Raw genomic sequence first — 22,497 nt, forward strand, 5'->3', positions numbered from 1 at the left:
GTCGCTTCGATCCGAGCGACACCACACCGCGAAAAATCCCTAAATTTCAACGAATACAGGCCAGCACCAGCATCAAAACACTAAAATGTGACCTGCGTTTGTTTCGCAACACACAAGAATTCGGACAAAAAGCGACGCAGGTCTCGCCAGATTATCCGGTAATCTGCGCACGTCAGAGCAGGTTTATAGACGAAAACAATCCGGGTGGGCGCAGCCTTTATGTCTGCGCCCACCCGGACCTCGTCAATTATTCAGCGAACGCGCCGCGCACTACGTGACACGCACACCCACGTTGCAGCGCCTTGCTGTAGGCACCCGACAGCGTGCAGGCCCTCAAGCATCTATGTCCTCTTGGACGGGAATATTCAGCGTCGGCAGATCACGAACCGCGGTGCGGACCGCGCGCGAAACCGCTGGAGCAACACGTCCATCGAAAACGCCGGGGATGATGTAGCTGGGTGACAGCTCTTCTTCCTCGATGACGTCAGCGATAGCAACTGCTGCGACGCGCAAAACCTCGGTGGTAATTTCCTTGACCTTTGCATCCAGCAGGCCTCGGAATAAACCTGGGAATGCCAGCACGTTGTTGATCTGGTTCGGGTAATCGGAGCGGCCCGTCGCAACAACCGCCGCGTACTCCCCCGCACCAATCGGGTCAACTTCGGGCGTCGGGTTGGCTAGGGCGAACACGATTGCCCCGTCAGCCATCGTGGCAATATCGCCGGGATCCAAAATGTCGCCGTGCGAGACACCGATGAAGACATCGGCATCCTTCAGACCTTCCTTCAGATTTCCGTGAACGAGGCGCGGATTCGTTGCCTCGGCAAGAGCCTTGCGCGAGGGGTGCATGCCCTCAGTATCGTCGGCGGCAAGCGCACCCGAGCGACCGTAACCGACGATGTCTTTAGCCCCCTGCGCCAGAAGTAGACGAATAATCGCATTGCCTGCAGCACCCACGCCGGACACCACGATGCGAACGTCTTCAATCTTCTTATTGACAATCTTCAGCGCGTTGATCAGTGCGGAAAGCACGACGATAGCGGTGCCATGCTGGTCATCGTGGAAGACCGGGATATCGAGTTCTGCACGCAGGCGTTCTTCGATTTCAAAGCAACGAGGCGCGGAGATGTCTTCAAGGTTGATACCACCGTATGCGGGGGCAATCGCCTTAACAATCGAAATGATTTCTTCAGTGTCCTTCGTGTCAAGAACGACCGGCCATGCGTCCACACCGCCGAATTCCTTAAACAGAGCCGCCTTACCTTCCATGACAGGAAGAGCCGCTTCCGGGCCAATATCTCCTAAGCCGAGGACCGCAGTGCCATCAGAAACGACAGCAACCGTATTCGCCTTGATCGTCAGAAGGTGAGCCTTCTGAGGAACGTCATGGATTGCGGTGCAGACGCGGGCCACGCCGGGCGTGTACGCACGAGACAGGTCGTCGCGATTACGGAGCGGAACCTTCGAGTTGATTTCGATCTTGCCACCGACGTGAGCAAGGAAAGTCTGGTCTGCAGTAGACGACAGTGTGACACCTACCAGCCCCTTCAGCAGATTGCGAACCTCGCGACGGTGCTCCGAATCGCGCAGGTCGCAGGTGAGGTCGAGAAGCATTCGGCCTCGGTTGGAATCGGCGACGTCGAGGCCTCTCACCTGAGCACCGGTTTTTGATACCGCTTCGACAAGCGATCCAATAGATAGTTTCGCTTCGTCGATTTCAACGCGGTATGAGGCGGTGTATGACGGAGAAGTTCGCATGGTGCTCTCTCTTTTCGATCGGCGCTGGCCGTAGATCAATCGTTGTTCCCATAGTACGTACGTGCCGACAGAACGGATAGTGCGCATCACCAGGTGGACAATTGTCAACAATTAGCTACGTAACGCCAGCGTGATTTCCTACCTTCGCGATCGTCCCGTTTTAGTTGGGCGCTAAGGAGTTCCCACTGTTCCGCACGCACAACTCTCGATTCACGAGGCCGGGCACACCAACGAATCGATGACACCGACACGTGCCCGTTCATCGTTGCTCTTGGCAGAGATAGCAGGCGAGAAGGTGACAGAGGCATAAACGAACAGGCTCTAGAAGCTGAATTGCGTTCGCGAAAGCTCGTGGAGCGGAGACTGTTTCTTCCCGTAGACATCAAGGGTCACAGCAGCAAGAAGAACGATGCCCTTCACTACCTGAGCACGATCAGAGCCGAGTCCAACAAGCAACAGCCCGTTCGAAAGAACCGCCATCAGCGTGGCACCAAGGACAGCACCGAAAACCGACCCGCGACCACCGGCAACTGCCGCTCCGCCGATGAACACGGCAGCGATAGCTTCAAGCTCCCATAAGAGACCATCTTGAGGCCCCACAGCCGTCGCCCGGCCTGCGAACATCATGCCCGCGAGCGCCGACAGCATCCCCATATTCACCATGACAAGGCATTGAATCTTCGTCACGCGCACACCGGAAAGGGATGCCGCCTGAATGTTTCCGCCGACAGCTTGAAGATGGCGACCAAATTGGGTCCTCGTCAACATGAAGTGGTAGATGAAAATCAGAACAAGAACCACCACACCCGGAACGGGGAAAGATGTTCCTTCACGTCCCGTACCAAACAGCCAGGTGAAGACCCCCACCAGCACGACGACAATCGCGGACTTCACCCAGGGTCGATAATCAACTCCCCGCAGTCCTAGCCGAGCGCGCCGGCGAAAATAGGTACGAACAATCGAGGTAACCGCTACCACGGCAGTAATGACACCCACGATCACCGTTGCCGTATCGATGCCGAATATGCTCCCCCAAGAAGGCAGATAACCCGAACCTAGCGTTTGAAATCTGTGAGGAAGTGGCACCGACAATGCCTGAGATTCCCACTGGACTCCACCGCGCAGAATGATCATTCCACCAACGGTGACAATAAAAGCAGGCAAACCGACCTTCGCAACAAACAGGCCTTGAATCAAGCCAATAAAAGTTCCGATCAGCATGCCAAGAAGAAGGCCAACCCACCAGGGCAAGCCAAGATTGGCAATGATGATCGCCATGGACATTGATGAGAACGCCGCGACGGAGCCAACTGACAAATCCAGCTGACCGGTCGTCACCACCAGGACCATGCCGATAGCGAGGACAAAGATATGAGCGTTACCGGTGACGATATTCTGCAAGTTCGCAGACGCCAGCATGTGCGATCCCGTGATGAACTGGAAGAAGATCATCAGGGCAAGAACGAGGATTCCCATGATTCCCGCTTGACCTAAGCGTGAAGCGTCAAAGGGTAGTCGGCTCACTTCGCTCTCCTCGTTGAGTGGAATATGAACGCACAAAGGCTCGTGTTGTTTTCCTATAGTGCACCATCTTGACAGTTCAACGCACATTTTTGAACCGATTCGCCCAGCGGGCATCCACGCATCAGCCCACTTCACTGACTATCCTAGAAACGTGCCACGTTTGAACGCCCGATCCGGATCTCAATCCTCGCTCCGCGAGGCAAATTCCGCGCGCGTTCTTGACGCGATCCGAAAGTACGGGCGTATCACCCAGGTCGAGCTATCGGCAGCAACAGGTCTTGCTCCCGCAACCATTTCGAACATCATTAAACAGCTCTCGGCACAAGGAAGCGTTGAACTCACGTCAACGATTCGTTCGGGCAGGCGCGCTCAACTGGTTTCGCTCACACAATCGTCAACTCTTACCGCGGGTATCTCAATCGGACGCAGAGCACTGGATATTTACATCTCCGACGAGTCCCGCACCAGCGAATTCACGAAAGTTCTGCCACTACCGGTCGACCATAAGGCTGATACGACGCTCGACCGAGCAACGCTTCTGGTTCTTGACCTTCTTGAACAGGCAGGGCAATCGCTGGATGATCTTGCTGGTATCGGTGTTGCTTTACCTGCCCCTATTAACCCGAAAACGGGCACTCTGACCCGAAAGGGAATCATGCGAGGCTGGGAAGACATCAACATTGCTGAGGTCTTCCAACGCAGACTTGGACGCGACACGATCGTGATGAACGACGCGAACGCTGCTGTTGCCGCTGAAAACCGATTTGGTTCGCTACGCGGGTTCTCATCGTGCGCCTATATCCGAGCCTCGTATCAAACCGGCGCGGGAATTTTGGTCGACGGAAAAGCCTATTCCGGTGCCACCGGTATTGCCGGGGAAATCGGGCACGTTATCGTTGATCCTCACGGTCCTATCTGCACGTGCGGTGCTCGTGGCTGTCTGAACACGGTTGTTGGGGCGGACTACCTTGTTGACCTTCTTCGCCTGTCACGAGGTCCCATGACACTGCGTGACCTACTGTCACACGCGAATGAAGGTGACCCCGGATGCCAGCAGGTTCTTTCTGACGCAGGAAGCGCAATCGGACGAGTCATCTCTGACCTTGTCACGGTATTCGATCTCGAAGCCGTCGCTGTCGGTGGTGAGCTGATGAATGCGGGAGACACATTCTTGTCCCCTATTCAAAACGCTCTCTTCGAACGCCCCTACCTGCGCGACGAAGGAATCACGGCCTATCCGTCGAAGCTCGGCGCTGATGCCGAAGCCATCGGCGCGATGATCCTTGCACAAGACGCTTTTGTTCCCAGCTATTCAACTCACCGCCAGGAGGACCAATGACGATCCAAGGCGCTCCCCTTCTTGAAGTACGGGGACTTACAAAAACGTTCGGCGGTGTTGAAGCACTCGTTAACGTTGATTTCATCGTGAACCGTCACGAAGTCGTTGCCCTTGTCGGCGACAATGCGGCAGGGAAGTCAACGCTCGCCCGCATGCTCTCAGGAGTTTTTCCTCCGGATGAGGGAACGATCGCGCTCGACGGGGAAGAAATCAGCATCGATTCCCCGCAGCACGCATTGAAACTCGGTATTGCCACCGTCTTCCAAGAAACTGCGCTCTGCGACAACTTGGACGTTGTATCGAATATTTTCCTTGGGCGTGAAGTGTTCTCGCACCGCGCCCTTGATGACGAGGGCATGGAACTCAAAGCACGCCAATATCTTGATCAGTTGGGTTCGCATATCCCCGACGTGCGAGTCCCCCTTTTCCAGCTCGCCGCCGGACAGCGTCAATGCGTTGCAATCGCGCGCACCCTGGTGACTCACCCGCGTCTGGTGATCCTCGACGAGCCCACGGCCTCTATGTCCGTGGCACAAACTGCGGAAGTACTCATCCTGATTGAGCACCTGCGCGATATGGGAATGGGGGTCATCTACATTTCCCATAATCTGACCGACGTTCAAGCTAGTGCCGACAGGGTCGAAGTTCTCCGTCACGGACACAACAACGGTTCCTTCAACTCGCGTGATACCTCAACCGACGAACTCATAGCCGCTATCACTGGCGCTTCACATATCGCGCTGTAAACGCTCCCGGCCTCGTCACTTCTTTTCGGCGACCAACTGGCCGTTATACCCCTGTCACGGCGCGCAACGTGTTTGCGCGAACGACGCTTGAGCGACTTGGCATACACGAGTTTCGCCCCCGCCGAAAAACCGACGAGGGCGAAACCAAAGGTGAGAAAACTAGGCGATACCTAGCGGGTCAATCACTTGGCAGCGTTGACGAGCTCCATGCGGTGCGAGTCATCCTTGTAGACGTCTGCAGCGTTGTCCTTGGTGACAATCTTCGGGGTCAGCAGGAAGGACTTGACCGGGTTGCCTTCCATCGACTCGTACTGGGAATCGTCGAGGGTTGCGCCGTCGACCTTCGGGGCTGCCTCGCCCTTGGCGAGCTGGATAGCAAGATCAACAGTTGCCTTCACCAGCGGACGAGTGTCCTTGAAGATGGTGGAGTACTGCTTGCCCTGGGTGACCCAGGTGACCGACTCGTCTTCGGAGTCCTGACCAGTCACAACCGGAACCGGCTTGCCGGCCTGCTCAACAGCGGTGATGATTGCGCGGCCAAGGGTGTCGTTCGGGGAAAGAACGCCATCCGGAACCGCGTCGCCCTGGTAGGTCGAGGTCAGCAGTGCTGCCATGCGGTCCTGAGCATTCTTCGGCAACCAGCCCTGGGTGGCGACCTGCGTGAATTCGGTCTGCCCGGACTTCACAACCAGCGTGCCATCATCAATCTTCGGTTGGAGGACGTCCATTGCGCCACCGAAGAACTTCAAGGAGTTCGAGTCATCCGGGGAGCCACCGAAGAGCTCGATATCCCACGGGCTCTCGCCAGCGTTGGCTTCGAGACCTTCAAGCAATGCCTTGCCCTGAAGCTGACCAACACCGAAGTTGTCGTAGGCGATGTAGTAGTCAAGGTCGGTCGTGTTCGTCAGCAGACGATCGTATGCGATGACCTTGATGCCGGCATCCTTGGCTGCCTTCAGCTGGGTACCCAGCTGCGAACCGTCGATTGCGCCGATCACCAGAACCTGCACGCCATTTTCGATCATGGCTGCAACCTGGTTCTGCTGCTCAGCAACGCCACCGTTTGCGAACTGAATGGTGCATTCAATGCCCTGCTCTTCGCAGCTGGCCTTGAACATGTCTTCAGCCTCAACCCAGTTCTGCGAGGTCTTCTGTGGCATTGCGATGCCGACCGACATCTTGTCAGCCGAGGCCGCTGCGCCGGACTGATCGCCCGATGAGCTACCCGTATCACGGGCACCACAAGCTGCCATAGAGAATGCCATCGCTGCCGCTGCGCTGATGGCAACCGCACTCTTCAGAGTCTTCATTGTCTCTTCTTTCGTGTGTTTGTTTGGTGATTCTTGATGATTCATTCGATGTTCCCCAGCTGGCTTGCTTGGGAATATCTACGCTTTGTGGATGACTCAACGTTTGTTGAGCCCGTTGTTGACATGGCGATACGGTTTCTCCTTACCGCCCGATCATCACTTGGAGGGAGTTTTTGTTTCGCTTTGCCGAACTGCCTTTTGATTACTCAAGGCATTTTGGAAGGTGCCAATGATGGAACGCTTGCCCTGGCGCTTCGAGTAGACGTCAACGGCGACTGCGATCAAGAGGACGAGGCCCTTAATGATCTGCGTCCAGTCGGAGCCCACGCCCATCAGCTGAAGGCCATTGTTCAGGAAGGCCATGACAAGTGCGCCAACCATGGTGCCCATGATCGTGCCAACACCACCGGAAACGGCGGCACCGCCGATGAACACGGCGGCAATGGCGTCGAGTTCCCATGCATTACCGTCAGCAGGACCCGAGGCCGTCGAACGGCCGATGAACAGCATTCCCGCAACTGCGGCGAGGAATGCGGAGTTGCAGATGACGAAGAAGTTCGTTTTGATGACCTTCACACCGGTCAGTTCTGCAGCAGCCTTGTTGCCACCGATGGCGTAAATCGAGCGACCGAGGACCGTGCGGTCAGCGATGAACGAGTAGATCAGAGCCAGGATGACGACGATAACACCGGGGATTGGGAACGAGGTGCCGGGGCGACCCGTTGCAAAGATCCAGGCGACGATCAGGATTGCGCCACCGAGGACAACCATGCGAACAATCGGAACCCACATCGGGGCCGGCTCAGCTTCGAACTGCTGACGAGCCTTCACGCCGGAGATTTCCTTCCAGACGATCGCTAGGACTGCGATGACAGCCAGGATCATGGTCGGCAGGTTGAAGGGAATAACATCCGGAGCGATATCGGGCAGGTAGCCAGCGCCGAGGGTCTGGAACAGTTCGGGAACCGGGACCGTCAAAGACTTGCCGATCAGCTGGTTGGTACCGCGGAAGAGGAGCATGCCACCCAGGGTCACGATGAAGGCGGGGATTCCCCACTTTGCAACCCAGAAGCCTTGCCAGATGCCGATGAGCAGACCGACGCCGATACCCAAAACGATGGCCAAGACGGGGCTGAGGGCCCAATCACGCATAGCAACGGCAACGACGATGCCGACGGTTGCTGCGACAGAACCGACTGACAGGTCAATGTGGCCGGCAATGATGACCAGAACCATGCCGATGGCGAGAACGAGGACGTAGGTATTACCCATGACCAGGTTCATCAAGTTCTGTGCTTGGAAGACCTTGCCGTCCGTCTTGAACTGGAAGAACAGGGCAATCGCTGCCAGAGCAGCGATCATTCCGATTTGTCGGAAGTCTCCTCCGAATAGTGCTGTGAGATTCTTCTTCATTGAAGTGCCTTTAGCTTTCAGTTTTCGTTGCTGCCAGTGGGAGTGGATGAGGTGGACGTCATCAGGTGCATCAGGCTTTCCTGATCTGCCTGCTCGGTGGGCACGCACCCCGTCACTTCGCCTTCGAAAATGGTGTAGATGCGGTCTGTGATGCCCAGAAGCTCAGGGAGTTCGGACGAGATCACCAGAACAGCCTTTCCTTGAGCGGCAAGCTCCTGGATGAACGTGTAGATCTCGTACTTCGCACCGACGTCAATGCCGCGGGTTGGCTCATCCAAGATGAGAACCTCGGGGTCAGTGAACATCCACTTTGCAAGGACGACTTTCTGCTGGTTACCTCCGGAAAGCGTTCCCACGCCCGTCATCACTGAGGGCGCTTTAATACGCAGGTTCTGGCGGGATTCTTCAGCGAATTTCTTGCCCTCTTCGATGTTCAACGCGCCGTGGTGGCGGATCTTCGAAAGCTTGGCTGAAACAACCGACTGGTGGATCAGTTCCAGAAGGTTGAGACCCAGCATCTTGCGGTCTTCAGAAAGGTAAGCAATGCCAGCGTCGATAGCTTCAGGGACGGAGTTCGCTTTCACCTTCTTGCCGTCGATAAAGACTTCGCCACCCTCGTGGATACCGTAGGAATGACCGAAGACGGAACGAGCCAGCTCTGTACGACCGGCACCCATCAGACCCGCAAGGCCGACCACTTCACCGGCACGGACGTTGATGGACGAGCCCTTGCAGACGAAACGCTCGGAGTTCAGCGGATGGCGTACCCACCAGTCCTTGACCTCGAACTTCACTTCGCCCGGATGCGACTTCTTGTCCGGGTAGCGGTTTTCAAGGGAACGACCGACCATCAGGCGAATGATCTCATCCTGGTCGATCTTTTCCTTGTCGGCGTCCATCCAGCCGACCGTCTTGCCGTCACGAATAACCGTGATGGCATCAGAGACGGCAGCAACTTCGTCGAGCTTGTGCGAGATCATGATCATCGCGACGCCGCGTTCGCGCTGCTTGCGCATCAGGTCGAGAAGGTGGGCTGATTCTTCCTCGTTGAGTGCCGAAGTGGGCTCGTCGAGGATCAGGAGCTTGACGTCCTTTGCAAGTGCCTTGGCAATTTCAACAAGCTGCTGTTTACCGACACCCATGTCTTTAATCAGAGTGTCTGGGTTTTCATCCAATCCAACTTCGGCCATGTACGTAAGGGCGCGTTGCTTGGTTTCGTTCCAATCGATGACGCCGTGTTTCTTGACCTCGTTGCCCATGAACATGTTCTCAGCGACGCTGAGCTGCGGGATAAGAGCAAGTTCCTGGTGAATGATGACGATGCCGGCTTTTTCAGAGTCGCGAATGTTCGAGAATCGAACTTCGTTGCCTTCGTAGAAAATGTCGCCCATGTAAGTGCCGTGCGGGTGCACGCCCGACAGCACTTTCATCAGGGTCGACTTGCCAGCACCATTCTCGCCACAGATCGCGTGGATCTCAGCGTTGCGTACCTGGAGGTTGACGTCATCAAGTGCGACGACACCCGGGAAGACCTTCGTGATGTTGCGCATCTCCAGGACGATGCGCTCACGACGTGTGTTGGTCATTGGTTCTCCGCTGAACTGTTGACAGATAGTTGTGTGATGGAAAGTCACCACCGTTGGCGCTTTTCCATGACTCATAGTGTGCACTGTGCGGAGGGCGAAAAAGCCTTATCTACACGAACTGTAACTAAACCGTTATATTGAATTCACGACATAAACTCAATGACTGCACGATATCTATCTCCCGCAGAAATCCAGGGTTTTCACCAAATTACAGCCATGTCATTCGTGCGCCATACGCTCAGTTTTCGCCATCAACGAGGCCACTCACGGGCCTGAGGGAATAGAAAGCTGGGCGGTGGATTATCATCCACCGCCCAGCGACACTTCAATCAAGCGCGACGCTTCAGGCTCCCACCATCTCCATGATGAGTTCACGCACGCGAGCTGCGTCCGCCTGACCACGTGTCGCCTTCATGACAGCCCCCACAAGTGCGCCAGCAGCTGCGACCTTGCCACCCTTGATCTTCTCGACCACATCAGGATTGGCATCCAGCGCATCCTGAACAGCCTTCGAAAGCGCACCGTCGTCAGAAACAACCTCAAGACCGCGAGCCTCGACAACCTCGGTCGGCGAGCCTTCACCAGCCAAAACGCCTTCCAGCACCTGACGAGCAAGCTTGTCATTGATGCGACCAGAATCGATCAAGCCCTGCAACTCAGCAATCTGAGCGGGCGTGACAGGCATATCTTCGAGCGACAGTTCGCGTTCCTTCGCGCGACGGCTGAGTTCGCCCATCCACCACTTACGAGCGGACGCAGGATCGACACCAGCCTCAACGGTGGCCTCGATAATCTCCAACGCACCAGCGTTGATGACATCGCGCATCTCCATATCGGCATAGCCCCACTCTTCGCGCAGGCGACGACGCTTCGCAACAGGAAGCTCAGGAAGCGAGGCACGCAGTTCCTCAACCCACTGGCGCGAAGGAGCAACAGGAACCAGGTCCGGCTCGGGGAAGTAACGGTAGTCTTCAGCATCCGACTTATCGCGGCCCTGCGAGGTGGAACCGTCTTCCTCGTGGAAGTGACGGGTTTCCTGGTTCACCGACCCACCGGCAGAAAGGATCGCACCCTGACGCTGCATCTCGTAGCGAACAGCGCTAGCGATACCGCGGAACGAGTTCACATTCTTCGTTTCCGTACGAACACCCAGAGGAGATTCCGGAGTATCGCGAAGAGAAACGTTGATATCTGCTCGAACATTACCGCGCTCCATACGAGCCTCGGACACACCGAGTGCACGGAAAATATCACGCAGAGTCTGAACGTAGGCAGCAGCCACCTCAGGAGCACGCTCCCCCGCACCTTCAATCGGGCGGGTCACGATCTCCACCAGCGGAACGCCCGCACGGTTGTAGTCAACCAGCGAGTGATCGGCTCCGTGAATACGACCCTCAGCACCACCGACGTGCGTGTTCTTACCTGCGTCTTCTTCCATGTGTGCGCGCTCAATCTGAACGCGGAACAGACTACCGTCTTCAAGCTCGACATCCACGTAACCATCGTGAGCAATCGGCTCATCAAACTGCGACGTCTGGAATGCCTTCGTCAAGTCCGGGTAAAAGTAGTTCTTACGCGCAAAACGGCAGTACTCTGCGATTTCACAGTTCAGCGCAAGACCGATCTTGATCGCGTATTCAACTGCAGTGTGGTTCACAACCGGAAGACAACCGGGAAGACCCAGCGAAACCGGCGTAACGTAGGTGTTCGGGTCTCCACCAAAGGCATTCGGCGCCGCATCGAACATCTTCGTCTTCGTACCGAGCTCAACGTGAACCTCGATGCCAAGAACCGGATCAAAGTTCGCGGTCACATCCGCGTAATCCATGAGTTCACTCATCAGTTTTCCTCCCAAGAGCTCGCCGGGCAAGCGCCCGCCACATCATCACTGAGCGCTTCAACCAAAGCAGCGGCTTGGTACATCTTCAGATCGTGGTGCGCAGGGGCAATAATCTGGAAGCCGATCGGCAGGCCTTCGGACGAAAGCGCATTCGGAACACTCATCGCGGGGACACCGGCGAGGTTCGCCGGGATCGTCGCAATGTCATTGAGGTACATCGCCATCGGGTCGTCAATCTTGTCGCCGAACTTGAACGCCGTCGTCGGAGCGGTCGGCGAAACAAGAACGTCGACCTCTTCGAAAACACGCGCAAAGTCGCGCTGGATCAGGGTACGAACCTTCTGAGCGCTGCCGTAGTAGGCGTCGTAGTAGCCGGCCGACAGGACGTGCGTGCCGAGGATGATACGACGCTTGACCTCGTCGCCGAAGCCAGCTTCACGGGTTGCAGCCATCACGCGCTCAGCAGTCACGGGCCCCTCGGAGGGCTCAACGCGAATGCCGTAACGCATACCATCGAAGCGAGCAAGGTTCGAAGAAACCTCAGCCGGCATGATCAGGTAGTAGGCCGCGAGCGCATAGTCGAAGCTCGGGCACGACACCTCTTTCACCTCTGCGCCAGATTCTTCAAGCTTCTTCACGGTCGCGTTGAAGGCTTTAAGAACGTCGGCTTCGTAGCCTTCGCCCGACAGTTCCTTCACCACGCCTACCTTCAGGCCAGCCATGGACTTGGTGCCTGCGACAGTTTCAACGCCGTCGACGAGGTTCCCAACAGGCTCGTTGAGAGACGTGGAATCGAGCGGATCATAGCCACCCACAAGCTCGGTCAGAACTGCAGCGTCAGCGACGGTGCGGGTAACCGGACCAATCTGATCAAGCGACGAGGCCATGGCAATCAGGCCGTAACGCGAAACAGCACCATAGGTCGGCTTCGCACCAACCGTGCCCGTCACTGCACCCGGCTGGCGGATCGAACCACCGGTGTCAGAGCCCAGCGCCAGCGGAACCATGTAAGCAGCAACCGCAGCAGCGGAACCGCCACCAGAACCACCGGGAATACGCTCGATATCCCACGGGTTCAGGGTCGGACCGAACGCGGAGTGCTCGGTCGACGAGCCCATTGCGAACTCATCCATATTCGTCTTACCAACGACCGGCAGACCAGCTTCGTGGATCTTCTTCACGATCGTTGCGTCATACGGAGGACACCAATCGCCCAGAATCTTCGACGCACACGTCGTCGGGATTCCACGGGTCACCATGTTGTCCTTCAAAGCAATCGGAATACCCGCAAGGCGGTGCAGTTCCTCGCCGGCCTGGCGCTTCGCATCAACCTCGGCCGCGGTCTTCAGAGCGCCCTCGCGGTCGATGAAAAGGAAAGCATTGATCTTAGGATTCAGTGCCTCAATACGGTCCAAGCACGCAGTTGTCAGTTCAACCGACGTGATCTGACCTGCGGCCAGCATGTCAGCCAGCTCAAGCGCGGACTTCTTCAGCAGTTCGTTCATCATTCCTCCCCCAGGATCTGCGGAACAAGGAACATCCCATCTTCGCTTGCAGGCGCCTGCGAAAGAACTTCATCACGGTCAAGAGTTTCCGTGACCACATCTTCACGCCAGACATTCGTCAGCGGAATCGGGTGAGAGGTTGCGGGAACATCCGGGGTCGCAACCTCGGACACCTTGGCAACTGAAGTAGCGATAACGTCGAGTTCCCCAGCAATACGTTCAATTTCGCCTGGAGTCAATGCGATTCGGGCCAGCTCCGCGACGCGGGCGACCTCGTCAGTACTGATTCGTGACATAGTCGCAATCTTAGCGCCTAGCACTAATAAGCGGGATTCGCGCCCACGCCGTAATCCACACGAGGCCGTAGAATCAGCTTCATGAGATTCCCGCGTAAAAGACTCATCAGCGCCGAAACCTTAGGACTGATGAAGAAGACGGCGATCGGCATCACCATCGCACAGGCAACCGCCATCGTCACCGTCCACGCCATCGACCATATGCGTAAGCAACGTGTCCCCGGTGGCCGACACGGATTCCCGACCCTCGAACCAGCTGACATACAAATCCCACGTGGCATGGTGCGAACCTATACGGAGGGGCATTCCCTATACGCGGATATGCTCCACGCAATCCAGAACGCGACAGACCATATTTACTTTGAATCATTCATTTGGCGCGCAGACGAATGGGGCCAGCGTTTTAAAGACGCGCTCATCGCAGCAGCCCGACGTGGAGTCAACGTCTACTGCGTGTACGACGGTTTTGGAGTTCTCAATCAAGATCCACGCTTCTATTTCTTCCCCGATATTCCACACCTATGGGTTCGTCGCTTCCCCGCGATTCGTTCTGGTCTCTTGACTTTGAATCTGCGGAACACGGGCCAGGACCATCGCAAGATCCTCGTTGTTGATTCCACCGTTGGATTCGTCGGTGGCTACAACATTGGCAACCCCTTCGCCAACGAATGGCGCGATACCCACGTTCGCGTGACTGGCGATGCCGTGTGGGAGCTAGAAAACGGGTTCGTCGATTTCTGGAATCACTTCAAACCCCATTGTGCGCCCCAGTTGCCCGACACCGGAGCGAAGAAGTGGCATGCAGAAGTCACCGCCGCATTCAATGCACCCCAGCGAATCCTCTACCCGATTCGTGGAATGTACATCGACGCGATCGAGCGCGCGACCAGCCACATTCTGATTACCACCGCCTACTTCATCCCCGATAAAGAGATTCTTCAAGCCCTGATCGCAGCAGCAAAACGCGGAGTGAAGGTCAAGGTTCTGATCCCCGAATACTCCAACCACATCATGGCTGACTGGGTAGCACGCCCCTACTACGGCTCCCTGCTTCGCGAAGGCATCGAGATCTGGCTCTACCAGCACGCCATGGTTCACTCCAAGACGATGAGCATCGACGGCATGTGGTCAACGATCGGTACTGCCAACATCGACCGCCTCTCCATGCGAGGCAACCACGAAGTCAATATGCAATTCCATTCGCGCGAGCTTGCCCAGCACATGGAAGAAATCTTCGACAACGACCTCACCACCGCTCGTCAATACACGATCGGCGAATGGGAAGGCCGGAATATGCTCACTCGTATCACCGAGTATCTTCTGCATCCCTTTGAATTCATGGTCTAAAACCCATCTGAGCTACCGGCCGGCAACGCTCAGACACGTTTTCATCCGAGATTCAAGGCTTCAAGCCCACCGTTCAGCAGGTCATTAAAGCGTGTCTCATCGATCACGGGCACCCCCAGAGCCTCGGCCTTTGTAGCCTTTGACCCTGCGCCCGGACCTGCGACGACCAACGATGTCTTCTTCGAAACAGAACCGGCTGCCTTACCACCGCGCGCCACGATTGCCTCCTTCGCGCCTTCACGGTCATAACCGGGCATCGTTCCCGAGACAACAATCGTGAGCCCGGCAAGAACCTGCGACACCTGCTGCGGTGGCTGATCAGCCATCTTCACACCAGCGTGACTCCATTGCTCAACGAGTTCCTGATGCCAATCGACACTAAACCAATCAATCAGGGCCCCGCCGATGACCGGTCCGACGCCCTCGATTCCTGATAGTTCATCAAGTGAGGCGTTGCGAACGGCATCCATCGAACCGAAATGATCTGCAATTGCACGGGCAGCCGTCGGACCGACGTGGCGAATCGACAGGGCAACAAGAACTCGCATCAGCGGAGCGGACTTTGCTTTTTCTAGCTCGTCAAGAAGGGCAAGAGTTCCCTTCGAGGCTTCCGTTTCACGAGGTACATACGTTGTGTCCCCGTCCTTGTCCTTTTTGGCAATGAATGCTTTTGTCCAGAAGAAGCGAACCTGCTTGTAGTGTGACACATCGGAGTCATCGTCTTTAACAGCCCTCCATACGAACACGTCACGAAGGTCTTCGGCCTTGAGGTCAAAGATTTGCGCTTCGCCGTGGAGCACCGGAGTCTGCGGGGCTGGCAGAAGAGCTTCCGCGCTGGCCAGTTGATCCGCCGGAGAAAGATCGTCAGCATTATCAAGACGCAGTCGCGTTCCATCTTCTAAGAACACATCGTGGCCCGCTACAAGTGCGGAAGCAACATCTTCTCTGAGGTTTTCAGGTTGGGTCAGAGCCATCGCAACTTCCCCACCCAAACCTTCAATATCCAACGCGGAACGAGCACCCAAGTGGGCAACTCGTTCGGTCAGCTGAGCAGGACAGTGTGCCTTATTCAGACATCGAAGGTCCACATCCCCGTCCTTCTCAGCTAAAAGCGGGCTACCGCACGAAGGGCACGCGGTCGGCATGACGAAAGCGCGTTCTTCCCCTGTTCGCGCAGCCAACACCGGGCCTAAGATTTCCGGAATGATATCCCCCGCTTTACGCAGGACAACGATATCGCCGATCAGAACGCCCTTACGTTGAACTTCCTCGGCGTTGTGGAGCGTTGCTCGCGAAACATTGGAACCGTCAACCAGTACTGTTTCCATGACGCCAAACGGAGTCACCCTGCCGGTGCGCCCAACCTGGACACGGATATCGAGGAGCCTAGTGTGGACCTCTTCGGGCGGGAACTTGTACGCGACCGCCCACCTGGGTGCGCGCGACGTGAACCCCATGCTTTCTTGAAGGGCAACATCGTTCACTTTCATGACGACACCGTCGATGCCGTAGTCCATCTGAGAGCGTTGCTTCCCTAACTCGCCGATACGGGCAACAATCTGATCGAGCCCCGTCAGCAGACGCGTCTGATCTGGAACCGTGAAACCCCATTCTTTGAGCTGAAGGTATCGTTCCCACTGAGTGGTAGGCGCCGAGAAACTATCCCCCTCTTCAACGAATCCGATACCGTGCGCAAGCATGGACAACGATGAAACACGTTGGTCTTGCAACGCGCGTGCGCGTAGCTGAATCTCGTAGTCGGGGCCCTTTGTGACCTCGTCGGATGTTTCTTTCAAACGAAGGGTGCCAGCCGCCGCATTACGCGGATTCACGAACGTGGAAAGCATCGTCAAGGGACGCTGACGCTTCTTCTTTTCAAGTAGCGGAATCTTAAACCCGCCAAGGGCATCCTTGTTCTGCGCGCGAATCTCTCTGTTCTTTCGGGCGATCTGCGCGTTATCCGCATCCAGGGTTGCGTTGGCGACCTCACGGCGACCGTTCTCGGCAATACGCCAGGCATTTTCGGCTTCGATATCAGCATTCAGTTTTTCAAAATCAGCGATCGGGATGTAGACCTCTCCGCGGATTTCAATGCGGTGCGGAATATTTTTCCCCTGCAATGACTGCGGAATAGTCGCGATCTTGTCAGCGTTTGAGCGCACGTCTTCACCGACGAACCCGTCGCCCCTGGTGGCCGCGCTAACGAGTTTGCCGTCTACGTATGTCAGGTTGATGGCAAGACCGTCAATCTTGACCTCGGTTGTCATCTGAACTTCATCGAGCCCAGAATCTGCCCGCATCCGAGCTTCCCATTCGCCGAGTTCTTCGAAAGAAAAGACGTCGTTAATGGACGTCATCTGAGCCAGGTGACGGATCGTGGTTGTTGTCTGGTCGGCGGTGCCGCCAACACTCGCGGCGGGAGAATCCGGGGTGACAAGTTCGGGGTGGTCGCGTTCGAGTTCCTCAAGCTCGCGGAAAATAATGTCGTAGTCAGCATCTGACATTTCGGGTGAGTCAAAGTCGTAGTAGGCGGCATTCGCCCGTTGGATGACCTGGACAAGGCCGTCGTGACGTTTCTTTAGAGACTCTGTTTCACTCATGGATTCATTGTTCCATTAGCCATGGAGGAATGTCTTTGCAGGCATGCCTGTGGATACTTTTCAAGTTATCCACAATTCGTCTCTTTTGCGTTTGTTTCCCTGCTTCTTCCCTCGCCACACTGACACTGAAGGAGGAATGATGAGTGACATCGCGCTACAAGCCATGGCATCTCCCATGCATTTAGCCTGTGTGCGCGGAGTGGACGCTGGTCTCGTTTTCCCTCTTCCGTCTTCCGTGGGACGAGGCCGCGATCATTTCATCGTCGACCAGCAGATATCGCGCGATCACGCGAACATCATTCGGGCAAAGAAAGGGTTTCGCCTTTACGATACGGGCTCAACAAATGGAACCCTATTGACCTTGGGACTACTGCGTCGTCGGGTACAAGGGAAGCCTCGAAAGTTCCGGCAACGGATGGTCCTGCATTTAGGACGCGATACATTCGTCCTGCGTGGCAGGCCTCGAAAATACACATGGCAGGAAAGCCGAAAAGTGTCCATGCGCGCTTTCCTTGCTTTCTTCCCCTTCATCACAATGGCACTATTCTTAGGCGTCCGGCTGGGATCTTTCCGTTACGTTACATACGGACTAGGAGCTTTGGCCGTCGGACTCGTCCTGGTGATGCTGGGAATTCGTCTGCGACGAAAGAAACAGCGCGTTCGACTCGACCCAGCTGGGCTTGCCATCATGCTGGCTTTTCTTCAAGCGCAAGGACAATCTGCACGTGGCGGACACACCGCTAGGCAACGCTCGCATCCTGATCGCTGGCAATGCAGAACGAACAGGACACCTCAAGATACATCTCCAATCAATCAAAGAGTGCGCGTTTCTTTCCCCGGCTCCCTCCGTCGACTCACGCTCCAGCTCGATTCTCCCTGTGCAATCGCGTGTATCGGAGACGACGCACGCGCCACCGCATCGTGGATTGCTGGCAACATCATCGCAGTATCTCGTGGCGGATACGTCATCACAGACTCCTCAGAGGAATACGCGTTTGGCAACGGCGGACCAACAATCCACATCATGCGTGGCCACCAGTGTCCCCACTGCATGACCTCCTTGGATACTGCACCCGCCTCTCTGAGCGATCGGGAACGCGATGACAATCCTTGGCACGTTGCCATTGGCATGGGATTAGAAGATGTTCCGCCCTGGTGCACCCTCAACGTTGAAAAACGAATATCATGTGCTCCACGCTGGTGGGAGCAGTTTGAACCCGTATCCACCGGCTCATCCTTGCCCACCAGCGTCGATTTGTGTTCATTGCTTGCACCCACCACCGGCAATTCCAGCCACGATGGAACACATTTAAGCATCCCCATCGGAGTCAATGATGCCGGCACCCTCACCATTGACCTCGTCAATGATGGACCGCACGCGTTGCTGGCAGGCACAACGGGATCGGGGAAGTCAGAAGCCCTCATCACCTGGATTCAAGCCTTAATCAGCACATACACGCCAGCAGAAATACGCATGATCCTGATTGATTACAAGGGAGGAGCAACCTTTCACCGCTTCGAGTCGGCTCCACACGTAGACCGAGTGTTCACTGACCTCGATCCCGCCCAGACGCGAAGGGCTCTCAGAGGATTAACATCGCTACTTCTGCGACGCGAACAAGAGTTCTCGCACCTTGGTTTCCCCGACTACGCAACCTGGGCCCGCGCTCATCGTGACGGTACCGCCACCTGTCCACCGCCCAGAATTATCATCGTCATCGACGAATTCAGAGTCCTCGTCGACGCACACAAAGATGGAAGCGACATCATCAACCGACTTACAGCCCAAGGACGTTCATTGGGCGTGCATTTGATTATCGCTACACAACGTCCCGGCGGAGCCGTCAGCTCTGCCATGCGAGCAAACATCGATATCCGCATTGCACTTCGTTGCCTGTCGGATTCAGATTCAATCGACGTGATTGGCGATGCGAGAGCCTCTCACCTCGAACGAATTCCCGGAAGAGCAATATGGGCTGATCGCGGGCTTTTTCAATCCGCATGGAGCCCCAACAGCACGACCGCTGTGCAACGCGCAGATCCACACTGTGCGCCGAAGAGTTGCGACACATCAATACCGCGCACGACGACTCAGAACGAACAGTGGGAACCATTGGCGTGGGCTCCATTCCTTCCTCCGTCCATCACTTGGGAAGAACTCGACCTCCTTTCGAAAGAAGCTCCACACGTTGCAGGAATACCGCTTGGGCTGGGCGATGGTGTCGATTCTGGAGCACATACACCCGTGAGATGGAAAAGCGGGAACATCATCGTCCGTGCCCCAGCACATCACACAACCGAAACTGGCTCACTTGTTCGCCAGATAGCAACTCGGATTTCAACCCACTCATCGTGGGAGATCGACCTGATTGATGCTCAGGCACCCCCCTCGCCCACTACCCGTGGACTAACGATCCGGGAAGGTCAAGATATTGCCACCCTGTTCGAGCAAGCGAAACACCATACTCCTCGAATCATTGCAATCACTGACATCGCGGCCTCTCGCCACGAACTTGAACGAATCTACGGACTTGTTGTTGCCGAAGAGATCTGGACGAACGGAATCGAAGAATGTACCCAACGTGGCGTTGTCTTCATCATGGGAAGCCTCGATACTCACCCTCTTACTCGCTTCGATCGTTCACTGGCTTCGCTCCTCATTGAACGACCCGATACGTCCGAACCTCACTATCGCGCCTCGTCCGCGACCGAGGAGCCGTGCGAACCTGGCCAGTGGTGGGTTGAAGCGGATCATCAGCGAACCCTGGCTCTTTTTCCTTCAACAGACCTCGCGAAGAAAAACCGGGGAGCGGAGGCATCGCTTGTTGCACCGACCAAAGATTGCTACGGAGGTTTCACCCACCCAGATAGTGCTCAGCTATTGATTGGCCCCGGGTGGGAGGACTTCGACGTCTACGTCTGCACACACCTATTCACTGCGCACACCCAGCCTGAACAGGACAAAAGGCTTTCGGATTGGATAATTATGCATAACGAGTCGCAGGTAATTCAGACAATTTTGAGACACAACCTCACTTCACTCGGCATTAACAATCCACACATTGAGACTCTGAGTCCCGCTCAATGGCCTCGCCTGGCTATCCAAGAGCAAACGAACCTTCTCATCATTGATCCGCCACCAGATTTCATACGATCTTTCAAACACTCGACAAATCGGCTCCAAACCTCACTTTTAGCCCGACGGTGGAAGGAAAACACAGGCATTATTCGTGTCGCTGGACACTTCGATCGAGTTGCATTGAGTTGCTCTGGGCACCGACGTGACAACTTGCACACCAAATTTTGATGGGTTGTGCCCTGCACCTCTTGCCCCCGCACATTTATTCACCGACACTTATCAATGGAATTCGGCGCGCCAATGGGCGCAGTCGAAAATGCGTGAACGAATCCAAGGAGCTGTGAAATGGACTGGCGGAGTAAGGCTGCCTGCTTGAGTGTTGACCCCGAACTGTTTTTCCCGATCGGAAATACAGGTCCGGCAATTGCTCAGGCCGCGGAAGCCAAAGCCGTGTGCCACAGCTGCTCAGTCGAAGCGACCTGTCTGCAGTGGGCAATCGAAAACAACCAGGATTCTGGTGTGTGGGGTGGCTTGAGCGAAGAGGAACGTCGTTCGCTCAAGCGTCGTGCAGCACGTGCACGACGCGCATCCTGATTTAAACGTTCAGCGTGTGGGGGTCGCTCTCGAGAGCCGACCCCCACACGCTTTTAACGCCCCTTACCTACTAGGCACACATCCGTTCGGAATCAGACCTCATCCAAGTGGATCTTCAAGGTGACAACCGTTCCACCTTCGGGGCGCAACGACCAGTCAATCGAACCATTCAGGTCACCACGCACCATCTGCTTGACAATTTGAGTTCCCAGACCACTCATCGGGGTTCCCGGTTCAAAACCGACGCCGTCATCAGCGACCTTGACCGTCATCGTTTCACCCTCGCGTTGAACGGACACGACAATCGTTCCATCACGTTCTGCCAGACCGTGTTCAACAGAGTTTGTGACCAGTTCGTTCAAAACGGTTGCTAGAGCTTGAGCTTGATCAGCGGCAATAACCCCGAAGGAACCGTCGGTAATAACTTCCACGCTTCGATCAGTAACAGCGACCGCACCCGCAAGACGCAGAACCGAGCGCGCGACCTCGTCAAAGTCAACAGTTTCATCGACGTTCTGAGATAGGGCCGCGTGGACCGTTGCGATTGCCTGAACTCGACGTTCTGCCTCCGCGAGCGCATCCTTGACATCTTGGCGTTCCGAGCGACGCGATTGCAGTCGAAGCAGAGCCGAAACGGTCTGCAGATTGTTCTTCACGCGGTGGTGGATCTCGCGGATCGTCGCATCTTTCGTCATGAGTTCCTGTTCACGACGTCGAACTTCAGAAATGTCGCGCGTCAGAATGACGGCTCCAAGACGCGTACGGCCTTCCGTGAGGGGGAGAGCGCGCATCGTAATGGTGGAAGCATGGCTTGAGATTTCGGTTCGCCACGAGGCACGTCCCATGACGACAACCGCCATGGATTCTTCGATCATGGATTCGTCGGCGATCACGTTGGTGATCTCTTGGGCGAGGATCTTGCCTCGCACTGCGTTGCGGATACCGAGGCGTCGCAAACACGAGGTGGCGTTCGGCGTTGTTTCGAGGACCTTGCCGTCGGGGTCGATCAGGATGACACCATCGAGGACACGCGGGACGCCACGAGCAGTCACCGCGGGGGTCGTGTCATAGGGATATTCACCGCGCGAGATCATCTGGCAGAGGTTGTCTGAGACCTGGGCTGCCCACGAGTCAAAGCCTAGGGAGAATCGCGGTGAAGAAAGGTTGGATTCGCGGGTGACAACTGCGATGACGCGCCCATCGTGAAGGACGGGGATGCAGGTTTCCATCATCGAGTAGGTGCCTGCCCAGCGTGCAGCCGGGGATTTAACGACTTGTCCGGTTGCGATCGCGCGACGGAATTCGATTTCGCGCGCTACGGGTAGGTGGAGGCCGATGATGTCATCGATGTGAACGGTTGTTGATGTTGCCGGTCGAGAGTGGGCAACTGCGATGAAACGTTCATCGTCGGTGGGAAGCCAGAGAACAAGGTCTGCTGCGCTCAAGTCTGCAAGGACTTGCCAGTCTGCGAGGAGCAGGTGGAGCCACTCAATGTCCTTCTCGGTCAGGGCATCGCTCGAGGCTACCTCTGCCAGTTGTGTCAGGCTTCTCATAGGATTG

At 56.1% G+C, this 22,497-nt stretch carries 16 protein-coding genes; 6 read left to right on the plus strand and 10 right to left on the minus strand.

The window, feature by feature from the left end; genetic code table 11:
* The coding region (locus AC5RE1_RS05135) for a hypothetical protein (protein ID WP_493938429.1) at positions 1 to 278 on the plus strand (278 nt) is incomplete at its 5' end.
* Positions 279 to 333: 55 nt separating this feature from the next.
* Here AC5RE1_RS05135 and AC5RE1_RS05140 read toward each other — a convergent pair.
* Together AC5RE1_RS05140 and AC5RE1_RS05145 are read right to left on the minus strand one after the other, a co-directional pair.
* Positions 334 to 1,758, minus strand: a complete 1,425-nt coding sequence (locus tag AC5RE1_RS05140) for an NAD(P)-dependent malic enzyme (protein WP_493938430.1) — start codon at positions 1,756 to 1,758, stop codon at positions 334 to 336.
* Positions 1,759 to 2,079: 321 nt separating this feature from the next.
* Complete coding sequence (locus tag AC5RE1_RS05145; RefSeq protein ID WP_493938431.1) at positions 2,080 to 3,282, minus strand: sugar ABC transporter permease; 1,203 nt, start codon at positions 3,280 to 3,282, stop codon at positions 2,080 to 2,082.
* Positions 3,283 to 3,433: 151 nt separating this feature from the next.
* On the opposite strand from AC5RE1_RS05145, the gene AC5RE1_RS05150 reads away from it, so the two are divergent.
* The gene (locus AC5RE1_RS05150) at positions 3,434 to 4,621 is read left to right on the plus strand and encodes an ROK family transcriptional regulator (protein WP_040318749.1); all 1,188 of its coding nucleotides are present in this window, start codon (positions 3,434 to 3,436) and stop codon (positions 4,619 to 4,621) included.
* A complete protein-coding gene (locus tag AC5RE1_RS05155) occupies positions 4,618 to 5,367 on the plus strand; it encodes an ATP-binding cassette domain-containing protein (RefSeq protein WP_179370544.1) in 750 nt (249 codons plus the stop codon). The genes AC5RE1_RS05150 and AC5RE1_RS05155 overlap by 4 nt, the downstream gene beginning before the upstream one ends.
* A 182-nt stretch (positions 5,368 to 5,549) precedes the next feature.
* Here AC5RE1_RS05155 and AC5RE1_RS05160 read toward each other — a convergent pair whose 3' ends face one another.
* The 6 genes from AC5RE1_RS05160 to gatC all read right to left on the minus strand — a co-directional run bounded on the left by AC5RE1_RS05160 (position 5,550) and on the right by gatC (position 13,317).
* Positions 5,550 to 6,677: a substrate-binding domain-containing protein gene (locus AC5RE1_RS05160; RefSeq protein ID WP_006681806.1), complete on the minus strand. Its 1,128-nt coding sequence runs from the start codon at positions 6,675 to 6,677 to the stop codon at positions 5,550 to 5,552.
* 156 nt (positions 6,678 to 6,833) lie between these two features.
* Entirely contained in the window at positions 6,834 to 8,090 is a 1,257-nt protein-coding gene (locus tag AC5RE1_RS05165; protein WP_006681807.1) for an ABC transporter permease subunit, read from the minus strand.
* A 17-nt stretch (positions 8,091 to 8,107) separates the two neighbouring features.
* Positions 8,108 to 9,676, minus strand: a complete 1,569-nt coding sequence (locus tag AC5RE1_RS05170; protein ID WP_006681808.1) for a sugar ABC transporter ATP-binding protein — start codon at positions 9,674 to 9,676, stop codon at positions 8,108 to 8,110.
* A gap of 343 nt (positions 9,677 to 10,019) precedes the next feature.
* Positions 10,020 to 11,516 (minus strand): Asp-tRNA(Asn)/Glu-tRNA(Gln) amidotransferase subunit GatB, encoded by a 1,497-nt coding sequence (gene gatB / locus AC5RE1_RS05175; RefSeq protein ID WP_179370545.1) that lies wholly within the window; start codon positions 11,514 to 11,516, stop codon positions 10,020 to 10,022.
* The gene (gene gatA / locus AC5RE1_RS05180) at positions 11,516 to 13,021 is read right to left on the minus strand and encodes an Asp-tRNA(Asn)/Glu-tRNA(Gln) amidotransferase subunit GatA (protein WP_006681810.1); all 1,506 of its coding nucleotides are present in this window, start codon (positions 13,019 to 13,021) and stop codon (positions 11,516 to 11,518) included. The genes gatB and gatA overlap by 1 nt, the downstream gene beginning before the upstream one ends.
* On the minus strand, positions 13,021 to 13,317 hold the full coding sequence (gene gatC / locus AC5RE1_RS05185; protein ID WP_040318742.1) for an Asp-tRNA(Asn)/Glu-tRNA(Gln) amidotransferase subunit GatC: 297 nt from the start codon (positions 13,315 to 13,317) through the stop codon (positions 13,021 to 13,023). Before gatC ends, gatA begins: the two co-directional genes overlap by 1 nt.
* A gap of 129 nt (positions 13,318 to 13,446) precedes the next feature.
* Here gatC and AC5RE1_RS05190 point away from each other — a divergent pair, with 129 nt between their 5' ends.
* Positions 13,447 to 14,664 carry a phospholipase D-like domain-containing protein gene (locus tag AC5RE1_RS05190; protein WP_493938434.1) on the plus strand — a complete coding sequence of 406 codons (1,218 nt, stop codon included), beginning with the start codon at positions 13,447 to 13,449 and terminating at the stop codon, positions 14,662 to 14,664.
* Positions 14,665 to 14,705: 41 nt separating this feature from the next.
* Here AC5RE1_RS05190 and AC5RE1_RS05195 read toward each other — a convergent pair whose 3' ends face one another.
* Positions 14,706 to 17,264 (minus strand): DNA ligase LigA-related protein, encoded by a 2,559-nt coding sequence (locus tag AC5RE1_RS05195; RefSeq protein ID WP_179370547.1) that lies wholly within the window; start codon positions 17,262 to 17,264, stop codon positions 14,706 to 14,708.
* Positions 17,265 to 17,403: 139 nt separating this feature from the next.
* Between AC5RE1_RS05195 and AC5RE1_RS05200 the strand changes: the two genes are divergently transcribed.
* Together AC5RE1_RS05200 and AC5RE1_RS05205 are read left to right on the plus strand one after the other, a co-directional pair.
* A complete protein-coding gene (locus AC5RE1_RS05200; protein ID WP_179370548.1) occupies positions 17,404 to 20,571 on the plus strand; it encodes an FtsK/SpoIIIE domain-containing protein in 3,168 nt (1,055 codons plus the stop codon).
* A 117-nt stretch (positions 20,572 to 20,688) separates the two neighbouring features.
* Positions 20,689 to 20,937 (plus strand): WhiB family transcriptional regulator, encoded by a 249-nt coding sequence (locus AC5RE1_RS05205; RefSeq protein ID WP_006681815.1) that lies wholly within the window; start codon positions 20,689 to 20,691, stop codon positions 20,935 to 20,937.
* A gap of 92 nt (positions 20,938 to 21,029) precedes the next feature.
* Here AC5RE1_RS05205 and AC5RE1_RS05210 read toward each other — a convergent pair whose 3' ends face one another.
* A complete protein-coding gene (locus AC5RE1_RS05210) occupies positions 21,030 to 22,490 on the minus strand; it encodes a sensor histidine kinase (protein WP_006681816.1) in 1,461 nt (486 codons plus the stop codon).
* Positions 22,491 to 22,497 lie beyond the last annotated feature (7 nt).

This window comes from Actinotignum sp. usb-actsch-rep-73 (assembly GCF_059082735.1).